The following is an 11,234-nucleotide window of genomic DNA, read 5'->3' on the forward strand; positions in this document are numbered from 1 at the left end:
GACTTAATCTATTCTATTTGCTAAAATAAAATTATGTGTGGAAGATATGTGGTTAAAAATCCAGTTACTAAAACTAGTAAGTTAGTTAAATCTGCAATTCAAGTTGAAGATACTGAAAATTATAACGCTCATCCGTATCAAAAGCTTCCAGTGATTAAAAAATATAAAAATGGAAATACATTAGAAGCTCTTAAATGGGGTTTAATTCCAGGTTGGGCTAAAGATAAAGATTTCAAAGCATTAATTAATGCAAGATTAGAGACCATTGATGAAAAAGTTTCATTTAAAAAACTAATCAAGAATAATAGATGTGTTGCAGTAGCAGATGGTTTTTATGAATGGAAAAGAGAAGAAAAAGAGAAAACTCCTCATTATTTTACAAGAAAAGATACTAAACCAATATTCTTTGCAGGAATTTTTGAAGAGGATCAATTTTGTTTAATTACAGAAGAAGCTAAAGATAACAATACTGAGATACATCACCGACAACCAGTAATCATTAATCAAACAGATGTTAATCGATATTTAAATTTAGAGTTACAAGGTTCAGCCTTTTTAAAGGAATGCAGTAAACCGGATCTTATTTTTCATGAAGTGTCCAAAGAGGTAAACAAACCTACCAATAACAGTGCTTCATTGGTTCAAGCTGTTTAGAAAATTAGACACTTGTTACAAGTTTAAGTATTCTTAAAAAATGAAAAATTTATATCATTCAGATATTTATAAATTTGATACACCTGTTAGTAGTTATTGGGAAGATCAATCAAGCGAAAATTTACAAATAGACAAACTTACAAAAGATACTAATTCAGAAATTGTAGTGATCGGTGGAGGGTACACAGGATTACTTTGTGCAATTAATTTAATAGAAAATCATAACTTAGATGTCATTTTAGTTGAAGCGGGAAAAATAGGTTGGGGCGCATCTTCAAGGAATGCTGGATTTAATTGTTTGCCTCCAAGCAAGATGTCTTTTAAACAAATGCAATCCATATATGGAGTGGAGGAGACAAAAAGGTTTTTTAAAAATTCTGTTGAAGGCTCCAATCATACAAAAGATATTATTAAAGAATATAATATTGATTGTGATGTAACTGGAGACAGTAATTATGTGGTTGCTCATCATAAAAATAAATTTGAACAAATAAAACAGCAAGCTGAGGTTTATAAATCTGAGTTTGGGATTGAAACTAAAGTTTATTCAAAAGATGAATTCAATGAAATTGGACATGGAGGAACCGAACAATATGGAGCTTTTTCATATAAACCTGGATTTGCAATTAATCCTCTTAAATTTGTAAATGGGATTGCAAAATATGCGTTATCTAAAAAATTAAAAATATTTGAACACACTAAAGTTGATAAAATAGATAAAGAAAATGGATCTTATATCTTAAAAACTAAAGAAGGATCTATTCGATCTAAAAAAATAGTAGTTGCAACCAATGGATTTTATCAAGAAGGATTAATTCCTCAAATAGATGGAAGAGTACTTCCTGTTATTTCAAATATAATTGTAACTAGAAAACTTAATGAGGATGAACTGAATGTTCATAACTTTAAAACTTTTTCACCCATCGCTAACACTAAAAACCTTTTGTATTATTATAGAAAGTTGCCAGATAATCGAATTTTATTTGGAACCAGAGGAGATTTAACAGGAAGTGATCAGTCAAATTTAGATATGTCAAAAAAGATGGAAAAGTTTTTAAAAGATATTTTTCCAAAGTGGTCTAATGTCTCAATTGATTATAACTGGCGTGGGTTAATCGCTTTATCCCAAAAGCTTGCCCCATCAATTGGTAAAATTGATAATGAGGAGATTTATTATGGATTTGGCTATAACGGCGTAGGGGTTAGTGCTGCTCCTTGGACTGGAAAACAGTTATCTAAACTAGTTTTCTCTTCAAATAGTAAAGAACTTGATATTTCAAAGATATATAAAGGGTTACCTAAAAAGTTTATTTTTCCTCAATTAAGGACATTTTATTTTAGATTGGCTGTGTGGTTTTATGCAATTAAAGACAAGTTAAACATTTGATATATATTGATTTATATTAATAAAAATTATCTAAGATAAAGAATTAACAGTAAACGGGAGAACAAATGTTAAAAGTATATTTAGCGGGTGAAATTCACACAAACTGGCGTGAAGAAATAATTGATAATTGTAAAAAACAAAATTTAGATATTCAATTTTCATCTCCTGTAACTGATCACCCGTCATCAGATGATTGTGGTGTTGAAATATTAGGTGCTGAAGAGAAAAATATTTGGAAAGATAGAAAAGGTGCCAATATCAATTCAATTAGAACCAAAAAGTCTATTAAAGACAGTGATGTGGTCGTTGTTAAATTTGGTGAAAAATACAAACAATGGAATGCAGCTTTTGATGCAGGGATATGCATCTGCATTAAATAAATCAATTATTGTTATACAAAATGAAGATCATCAACACGCTTTAAAAGAAATAGATGCTGCAGCCTCAGCTGTTGCTTCAGATCAAATGCAGGTGGTTAGAATATTAAAGTATGTTTTAGAGGGAACTTTAAAATAAAAATTTTTGATCTTAATTAATAAAATCTTATTATGACTGAATTTATAAACTTGTTCTTTAATCAGTATTTAAGAATATTCGTTGGAGTAGTATTAGTAGGCTTGATCTGCTTTTCTTTATATTATTCTTATAAAGATAAAATTAAAAAGTTATTTGGGATTAATCATGACGACAAAAGTTAATAAAAATTTAGAAGAACAAGTCACTTATCTCCAGCAAGAACTATCAGACTTAAGTAATGAGCTTTATTCTCAACAAAAAGAGATTAAAGATCTTAAAAAAGAAATTACTGATTTAAATAAGAGAATTATTGAAATGGATGGGGAGATTGCATCAGGAGCAATTAAAGAAGATAAAAAACCACCTCATTATTAATACTAATGACCGCAGATAATAATTCAAAAGGAATTGTTTTAATCCTTATCGCTATGAGCTTGTTTTCAATGCAAGATGCATTGATTAAGTTTATCTTCGAGCAATCTGCTCTTTATGAAATATTCTTTGGAAGATATTTAGTTGCTGCAATTGTTTTATTTATCTACTTAAGTTTTAAAGGACAAAAAGTATCTTTAAAAACTCATTATCCCTTATTAACTTTTATAAGAGTATTGTTACACTTTATTGCATTTTCAACTTTCTTTATCTCTATTACTTATATGCAACTAGCAACGGCTAATGCTTTATTTTTCTCATGTCCTTTCTTTGTCTCTATATTTGCTAAATTTTTCTTAAAAGAGTTTATTGGAATAAGACGTTGGTCAGCTATTGCCTTTGGTTTTATGGGAGTATTAATTGTTTTAAATCCTAATTTTTCAGAATTTGAATATCGAAACTTGTTACCCGTTCTAAGTGCTTTGTTTTATGCAGCTTCAATGACTATTACTAAATACACATCTGATAAAGATGATGTAAACACTCAGCTATATTACTTTTATTTAATTGCTCTTATATTATGTGGGATCATTTATCTCTTTATGGGTAATGGTCAGTTTAACAGTACTGATTTTGATCCAACTACTCAGTTTATCTTTAGAGAGTGGTTTTCAAACTTTGATTATACTTGGAAGTTTATACTATTTTTTGGGCTTGCAGCATCTATTGCATTTTTGTGTATATTTTCTGCATATATCATTGCATCTCCATCCGTTGTCTCATTATTCGAGTACTCATTAATTATAATGTCCATGATCCCAGGTTATTTTTTATTTAGTGAAATTCCATCTATTAGAACTTTATTGGAGTAATCTGTATTATCTCAGCAGGGGTTTATATTTATTTTAGAGAAGGGGTTAGAAAACAATACGTTGCATCTAAAACTCCAGCTAGAAGATAATTGAATTAATTAGCCACGCCTCAGTCTACTTTAATCCTGTTTAGTATTAGTTAATTAACTCAACTTGAGTAAGAGTTCAGGATTTGGTAGCATAATTTATGTCCATACTCTCAGATCTTCTTAATAAAACTTATAAACTATTATCTGATTAATTTTTATGTCAACGCAGCAATCTAGAAATATATTTACTGAAGAACTTTGTAAATATTTCATGGATTTTTTACAGAGTGGTTTTAAATCTACTCGTTTCCCAAAAGGTACATCAGACTTAAAAGATGAAAAGAATTTTAAGATTGGAATTAATTTATCAAAGTATGAAAATTTTAATGAGTCTATTAGAAAAATTTTAAATAAACCCGAACCTTTTCAACAAGATATTTCTGTTAAAAAAGGAACTCATACAGTCAAACTAAATGATAATTCAATTGATTTACTTAAAAAACTAACAAAACAAATTAAAGATAAAGATATTGATAAGATTGTTCTTCTCTCATCTAAAACTATTAAAGAATTTGCTATATCGCACAAGAAACAAACCAGATGAAGCATATGACAAAATAAATGAAATTATTAAGAAAGAAATTATAGAAATAGTCATTAAACCTATTTCGGAAAAAATGGATCCATTAATAGGTAGTCAAAGTAATTTCCAGTTAGAATCCTTTAGACGTTTAGAACATGGACTTACAGAATTGATACTTGACCCTCTAGTCGAACAAGTTCCTTCAATATTTAATAATATTCTTGCGGATCCAAAATATAAAACCTAAAGATGATGTTGCTAGCTTGTTTAACAAAACAGATATTGCCTCAAGCTTATTAAATTATTTTTCTAGCTTTGAGGTAAAAGATTTTTATTATGATCTTCAAGAAATTGTTAATTCACAAAAAATTTAGATAAAAAAGAAATATATTTATATTTTGGTGATATTGAGATTGAAAAAAAGAAATTTCCACTTTTCTATATTCAGGCAAATATCAAAGAGTATTCAACAGAGAGTCATTTTAAAATTAGTTTTTCAAATGAAATGTTTGTTAATAGAAAAGCTATTCAATATGCATTTCAGGTTTTGTTTAAAGATGACAAAAAAGTAGAAACATTTGATGAAGAAAGAAAACTTATATATCTCTGAAGAAGAAAATTTATCTGAAAGATTAACAGGTATAGTTGAAAACCTTAGTCTCTAAACTTAGAACAAGTGGAGATATAGATTTTAAAAATTCTACCAAGCAAGTATCTAGAGCAAAAGATTTTAATATTTCAAATAATTGTTATTTTTGTGTTTTTGATAAATCTGATGAAGCTCTTGTAAATGATTATGAGGATATTTTATCAAAACTTTTAGCTGGAGATAGTGATGTTGCTGAAATGTTTAAACAACTGATTACTGATTTCTTAATTAATGAACCAGAAGTAGTAAATGAAAATATCGAAGATGAATGGGATGGATTAGAAGTTAGTGATAGATTAAATTATGAAAGTCCAATCCCAGTTAATCCAGAACAACAAAAAATTCTTAAAGCACTCAATAATGAAAAATGTAAATATGTAGTTGTTGAAGGGCCACCTGGCACTGGTAAATCACATACTATTTCTGCTATTGCTTTTGATTATATTCTTAAAATTTAAATCAATCTTAATTTTATCAGATACGAGAGAAGCCTTAGATGTCGTTGAGAACAAAATTAATACAACTCTTAACCAGGTAAGGGGAAAGCATAATATCCAAAATCCCATTTTAAGATTAGGGAAGATGGGTAATACTTATAATAAGATACTTGCAAAAACATCTGTAGACAATTTAAGGACTTTTCATAGAGCTCAAAAAACTCACAGAAAAGATGTCGAAAAAGAAATTTCTGAAATTTCAGGAGTTGTTAATGATAGATTAAAAATACTTTCAGATCATTATCAGGGAATAGATAAAGAAAAATTTCAAGAATTTGCTGAGGTATCAAAACAATGTTCAAAAGAAGATCTTGTTATTAATGTTAAAGATTTAAATCTATATCTTCAAACAAATTCACTAACGAGTGAAGATTTACCTCTAGATAACTTTATTGATAACTTAAATCAAATTTCAGAATATGAGTTTGTAATCGATAAATTCAAAGAAATTTATAAATCTAAAAAATTATTGGACTTTAAGAACTACCAACAAAATTTAGATGAAATACATAATTTTGTTGGTGAAAATATCAAAGCAACCAAAATATTTTATTTACTAATAAGATTAGTGAGAAATCAATGGAATTATCTTGGAAAAAAAATTTCTGAATACAGAGAATTAACGGGAGGTATTCTTGGTGGTTTTTTAAAAGCTGGAAAAATTCAAACAATTGAAGAAGATATTAAAAAAAATATTGGTTATTCAGGATCGATTAATTTAAAAAAAGATGATGTAAACCTTCAAGTTTTTAAAGAATATATTGAGTCTTTTATTGATTATTGTAAAAAAAATAAATTAAACCATGAAGTATTAATTAAGATTATTAAAGCCAATAAAGATTATTCTTCAATAAAAGATCAATTAGCTTTTTTTAATAAATACAAACATACATTAAACATTATTTACAATAATCAAGAACAATCTAAAAAACTTGGTATTAAAGAAAATGATATTGACACTTGTTTGAAAATAAAGTTGCTTTACTTGAAGAAGAAACTGTAGATTCAATAAAGCGTTATTATAACTTGGAAAATTTCTTTTCGGGAATTTTTGATAACTCAGAAAATTTTGATTATGCATCTTTGATGAAAAGAGCGCAGTCTCTATACACAACTCGTATGACTGATATTATTGATGAAAAGATTATAAAATTCTTTGATACAAATAGAAATACTGCAAAAAGTTTAAGTAAAATTATAAGAGCAAAACAAAAATTTCCAAAAAATCAATTTGCAAAACTTAAAAATACATTCCCATGTATTATTTCAAGTGTAAGAGATTTTGCTGAATATATTGATCTAGATATTGGAATGTTTGATTTAATTATCATAGATGAAGCATCTCAAGTTAGTATAGCTCAAGCATTTCCTGCAATCATAAGAGCTAAAAAAATATTGGTGCTTGGAGATAAAAAACAATTTAGTAATTTGCAATCTTATCAAGCAACTTCAATCAAAAATAATGCTTTGTTAAACAACCTTAGAAAAGTTTTTAAAAATAATATTTCTAAAGATCCAGTACAGCTCGAAAGGCTCGAAAGCTTCAATGTTAAGACATCGATCTTAGATTTCTTTGAAAGGATAGCTAACTATAATGCTATGTTAAAAAAACACTTTAGAGGATATCCAGAGCATATAGCTTATTGTTCAAAGACTTTTTACAGTGATGATCTGCAAGCTATCAGGCTTAAGATCAAAATCTATCAAAGATATTATCCATTTTGAAGTTTTAGATTATGAAATTGACCAAGAAACCCAAAATACTAACGATCAAGAAGCAAAATATATCATTAAACAATTAGAAAAGATCAAAGAAAGAGAAGATGAAACAACAGTTGGGATTATAACTCCTTTTTCAGATCAGCAAAAAAACCTCACTACTTTAATAACTAAACACAAAGATAAAGATTATTTTTTCGATAAGCTTAATTTAAAAATTATGACCTTTGACACATGCCAAGGTGAAGAGAGAGAAATAATTTTTTATTCAATGGTTGCAACTAAGAAAAAAGACAAGCTAAATTGGATATTCCCAACTGATCTATCTAATACCGATCTTGAAGAACTTGGAGATAAAAAAGCACAAAGAATGAATGTTGGACTAAGTAGGGTTCAAGAAAAAATGGTTTTTGTATTAAGTAAAAAACCAGATGAATTTAACAATGAAATAGGAAATGCAATTAGGTTTATTCATAATATCTATGATAGTGAAGAAAAACTTCCTTCAAAATCACAATTAGATCCTAGTTCTCCTATGGAGGCTAAAGTTTTAGATTGGTTCAAACAAACTCCATTTTATTTAGAGAATAAAGACAAGATAGAACTAAAATCACAATTTCCAATTGGTGAATATTTCAAACAATTATATACAGAATACAATCATCCAAAATTTGTTGTAGATTTTTTAGTTATTTATAATTCTAACGGTAAAACTAAGCAAAGTGTTATTGAGTATGATGGACTTAAAGAGCATTTTGAAAATACTGATCTTATTACAGAGGGTAATTACGAAGATTATTATACCATTGAACATGAGGAGAGGCAGAAAACCTTAGAAACTTATGGTGTTAATTTTATTCGTTTAAACAAATTTAATATTACAGATAATCCAGTTAAATATTTAGATCAAAAATTAAAAGAAACATTTAAAAAAGATGGAAAAATAAATATTTCTCAATTTAAAATTCAAGAATCTATTCAAAAAACAAATGATGGTGAAAAAAAATATTGTGATAGATGCAAAAAGCTAAAAGATTTAAAATCCTTTAAAGATAGCAGTCTGAGCTCAGGTATTGGTATAGTTTGTATGAGCTGCAAAAGAGGCTCTGGTAGCAAAAGAAAAAAAGCACCTGTAAGAAAAGAATTTAATGCATCTAATGTTAAATTCTCTTTTGAAGAAAATAAATCTTATGAAATAGATTACTCGACTGCTTCAGGTTTTAAATCTAGTAGAAAAATTAAAATACTATCAATAGATGATAAGTACTTAAAAACTTATGATTATAAAACTGGTGAAAATAGAACTTTTAGAAAGGATAGAGTTTTAAATTCTCAAGAGGTTCGGTAATAACAAATATACCAGATTACAAACTTTTAAAATCATTAGGCTCTTTATTATGAGTTTAAATACTCGTTCTGGTCACATATTATATTTCTATAATTATTCTTTATTGTTAAAAACCATCAATGAAAAAAATATTTCCTATTATTGGGCATGTGTTTCTGGGAGTAATACTACTAGTATTTTTCTTTATAGTATCTGCGATGTTTGATTATGAACAAGATCTTTATTTATGGATCTCTTTAGCTCTAAGTGTTGTTTTATCAATAGTAATACCAATAAGAAGATACAAAAAAACTATCAAAAATAAAGAACGTTTAAGTTTAGAAGTTAATAATATTGAAAGTTTAAAAAATGAGTTAAACCAACTTTCACAGGATGATTCTAATAGGAAAACAAAAGAGGAAGAATTAAAAAAGTTAGAAAACCAATTTAGAAAAGATCAAGATTATAGAAAACAAAAAAAAGAATTTTTTAAAAACATAGCTCTCCTAATATTTGTTTTCTTATTAACACTTGGTCTTTTAATATGGTTTGTTTCAGGAGATGATCCAGTTGAAAATAAAGATCTGGATTTAAATTTGAATAATCTAAAAAAAGATACCTCCAAACAAGATACTAGTTATTTGAATGACAGATATTGGAAATGTTATGGAGAGATGACAAATGCACACAAAGCAAGAGGATTTCATCAATCTAATAGAGAAACATCTATAAGAGTCAAAGAGACAGTATGTAAAGCTTATGCCAAAGGTGAAGAGTTAAATTATGAAGGCAAACGATAATTTTTAAAAGCTTTTATAATCCCGTTTAGTATTAGTTAATTCCTGAGACTTGATCCCCGATTATTCAGCCTATAATATTGCTTAAAACAAAAGGAGAAATATGGATAAATTTACTAAAGGAATATTAACTGTAATTGCAGTTGGAATAATTGGATTGAATGTTCAGATGATGAATGGTGGTGGGTTCTTTGGTAAAGCCCACGCGTATGGTGGCGACATTCCTAAAGTTCAGATATGTAACATTATAGATAATTGTGCTGATGTTTCTAGTGATGGAAAATTAGAAGTTTCTGTTAAATAATAAATAATCCTCGCTACTCGCCACTAGTTACTAGTGACTAGTGGACTCTGTTTTTTGTGTGGATTTTTCCGTCCGCTAGAACCTTTATTCAACGTCCATATAATAATCTAAAAATCCCATTTAGTCCTATGTTATCTTATTAAGTCCCATGATGTCCTATGGTGTCCTATAAAATTTTAGAGATTTTTTAAAAATATTTAACTTTTTTTTATTTTTTTATTGGTGTGGTGTTGCAGCAGAGTCTTGGTTGTGGTAAAATGATTTATCTTTTAAAAGAGATCGTTCTGGAACGTAAATCCTGCTCACTTAATTAAAGCTGGTTCCTCCAGTGTGAAGCGCACATCGTAGAGATCGCAACTACAAACGTAATCTTAAAAATTAATGACGCTAAACTAAATGGAGGAAAATATGTCATCAGAAAAGAAGATTAAAGCTAATAGACTTAATTCAAAAAAATCAACTGGACCAAAGTCTGTAGCTGGTAAAAGAAGATCGAGTTTAAATTCCATTAAACATGGATTAACTTGTGAAAAGAATGTTGCAGTTGGAGAAAACAAACAAGAGTTTGAAGATTTAAAGAAGGATGTATTAAAACAATTTCCAATATTTGATCTAATCAGCGAGCTTTATGTTCGAAAAATCATCAGTTTTGAATGGTCTATTAGGCGTTATCAAACTATTGAAACGGGTACTTTTTCAAGAGAAAGCTTAGATTATAATCAAAGTGAAAATATATCAGAGAAATCTTATTATCTAGATAGTTCAGAACTTGGAAGTAATGAACAAAAAATATTAGTCAGATCAACAGAGCTTCCAAGTATTGCTTTTATGAGAGATGCTAATGCTGGAAATGCTTTTTTAAAGATCAACACCATTAATGGAAGATCTTTTGCAAGATTAAGAACAGCCATTAAAGATTATCAAGATCACGCAAAATCAGCAGGGAGAACATCATGAAAAAAGATATTGATCCAAATAAAGTGAGTAACTTTAAAAATATTAAAGTGAACTATCATCATTACAGCACCTTCTGTATGAAAACGAAGCCAAATAATCTTTATTTTAAAGGAGAATTAAAAAAGATTACTTTAGAAGCTAGAGAACAACTTTGTACAGAAGAGTTAAAAAAAGATGATCCTGCTCTTTATTATTCAATGATGGGTAAAAAACTTCCTAAAAAATATTTGAAAAAGGAAAATATTCAAATTGCACCTGTGAATGCATTTGTACCTCCTCAATCAAAATTAAGTATTAAAGATCGTGAAGCTTTAGAAGAGAAAGAGGCTAAAGATAAAAAGATAAAGCAAGAAAAAGACTTTAAAGCGCAGCAGGAGAAAACTAAAGAAAAGCAAAGATTAGCTTATAATGAAGCGACATTTTATAAGCAGCAACGTTTAGTCCACTGGTGTAATGCTCATGATCAAGGTAATTATAGAAGCATTCATTCAGATGAATATAAAAGTAAAACTGAGAAAAAATATGAATATTATTGATTTTTGTGAGGTTGTGATTAACTGATAATTAGTTA

Annotated in this window: 16 protein-coding genes; all 16 read left to right on the forward strand. The window is 28.1% G+C overall.

Annotation, left to right across the window (positions count from 1 at the left end):
- Nucleotides 1–33: 33 nt before the first annotated feature.
- Complete coding sequence (locus Q0X98_RS06975) at nt 34–654, forward strand: SOS response-associated peptidase (RefSeq protein WP_297682431.1); 621 nt, start codon at nt 34–36, stop codon at nt 652–654.
- Nucleotides 655–694: 40 nt separating this feature from the next.
- Entirely contained in the window at nt 695–2,041 is a 1,347-nt protein-coding gene (locus tag Q0X98_RS06980) for an FAD-dependent oxidoreductase (protein ID WP_297682433.1), read from the forward strand.
- 65 nt (nt 2,042–2,106) lie between these two features.
- Nucleotides 2,107–2,421, forward strand: a complete 315-nt coding sequence (locus Q0X98_RS06985) for a YtoQ family protein (protein ID WP_297682435.1) — start codon at nt 2,107–2,109, stop codon at nt 2,419–2,421.
- Nucleotides 2,393–2,557 carry a YtoQ family protein gene (locus tag Q0X98_RS06990; protein WP_297682438.1) on the forward strand — a complete coding sequence of 55 codons (165 nt, stop codon included), beginning with the start codon at nt 2,393–2,395 and terminating at the stop codon, nt 2,555–2,557. Before Q0X98_RS06985 ends, Q0X98_RS06990 begins: the two co-directional genes overlap by 29 nt.
- A 165-nt stretch (nt 2,558–2,722) precedes the next feature.
- On the forward strand, nt 2,723–2,932 hold the full coding sequence (locus Q0X98_RS06995) for a SlyX family protein (RefSeq protein WP_297682440.1): 210 nt from the start codon (nt 2,723–2,725) through the stop codon (nt 2,930–2,932).
- A 5-nt stretch (nt 2,933–2,937) separates the two neighbouring features.
- On the forward strand, nt 2,938–3,801 hold the full coding sequence (locus Q0X98_RS07000) for a DMT family transporter (RefSeq protein WP_297682442.1): 864 nt from the start codon (nt 2,938–2,940) through the stop codon (nt 3,799–3,801).
- Between the two features lie 246 nt (nt 3,802–4,047).
- Nucleotides 4,048–4,434: a hypothetical protein gene (locus Q0X98_RS07005; RefSeq protein WP_297682444.1), complete on the forward strand. Its 387-nt coding sequence runs from the start codon at nt 4,048–4,050 to the stop codon at nt 4,432–4,434.
- Nucleotides 4,403–4,660: a hypothetical protein gene (locus tag Q0X98_RS07010; protein ID WP_297682446.1), complete on the forward strand. Its 258-nt coding sequence runs from the start codon at nt 4,403–4,405 to the stop codon at nt 4,658–4,660. The genes Q0X98_RS07005 and Q0X98_RS07010 overlap by 32 nt, the downstream gene beginning before the upstream one ends.
- Before the next feature lie 398 nt (nt 4,661–5,058).
- The gene (locus tag Q0X98_RS07015) at nt 5,059–5,520 is read left to right on the forward strand and encodes a hypothetical protein (protein ID WP_297682448.1); all 462 of its coding nucleotides are present in this window, start codon (nt 5,059–5,061) and stop codon (nt 5,518–5,520) included.
- Between the two features lie 124 nt (nt 5,521–5,644).
- The gene (locus Q0X98_RS07020) at nt 5,645–6,562 is read left to right on the forward strand and encodes a hypothetical protein (protein WP_297682450.1); all 918 of its coding nucleotides are present in this window, start codon (nt 5,645–5,647) and stop codon (nt 6,560–6,562) included.
- Nucleotides 6,520–7,284 carry a hypothetical protein gene (locus Q0X98_RS07025; RefSeq protein ID WP_297682452.1) on the forward strand — a complete coding sequence of 255 codons (765 nt, stop codon included), beginning with the start codon at nt 6,520–6,522 and terminating at the stop codon, nt 7,282–7,284. The genes Q0X98_RS07020 and Q0X98_RS07025 overlap by 43 nt, the downstream gene beginning before the upstream one ends.
- Nucleotides 7,226–8,626 (forward strand): AAA domain-containing protein, encoded by a 1,401-nt coding sequence (locus Q0X98_RS07030; RefSeq protein WP_297682454.1) that lies wholly within the window; start codon nt 7,226–7,228, stop codon nt 8,624–8,626. Before Q0X98_RS07025 ends, Q0X98_RS07030 begins: the two co-directional genes overlap by 59 nt.
- A 119-nt stretch (nt 8,627–8,745) precedes the next feature.
- A complete protein-coding gene (locus Q0X98_RS07035; RefSeq protein ID WP_297682456.1) occupies nt 8,746–9,405 on the forward strand; it encodes a hypothetical protein in 660 nt (219 codons plus the stop codon).
- Nucleotides 9,406–9,505: 100 nt separating this feature from the next.
- On the forward strand, nt 9,506–9,706 hold the full coding sequence (locus tag Q0X98_RS07040; RefSeq protein WP_297682458.1) for a hypothetical protein: 201 nt from the start codon (nt 9,506–9,508) through the stop codon (nt 9,704–9,706).
- Nucleotides 9,707–10,114: 408 nt separating this feature from the next.
- Nucleotides 10,115–10,663, forward strand: coding sequence for a hypothetical protein (locus Q0X98_RS07045; RefSeq protein WP_297682460.1), 549 nt, complete (start codon nt 10,115–10,117; stop codon nt 10,661–10,663).
- Nucleotides 10,660–11,199, forward strand: coding sequence for a hypothetical protein (locus Q0X98_RS07050; RefSeq protein WP_297682462.1), 540 nt, complete (start codon nt 10,660–10,662; stop codon nt 11,197–11,199). The genes Q0X98_RS07045 and Q0X98_RS07050 overlap by 4 nt, the downstream gene beginning before the upstream one ends.
- The last annotated feature ends 35 nt before the right edge of the window (nt 11,200–11,234 follow it).

The sequence above is a fragment of the uncultured Candidatus Pelagibacter sp. genome (assembly GCF_943788075.1).
Classification (GTDB): Bacteria; Pseudomonadota; Alphaproteobacteria; order Pelagibacterales; family Pelagibacteraceae; genus Pelagibacter.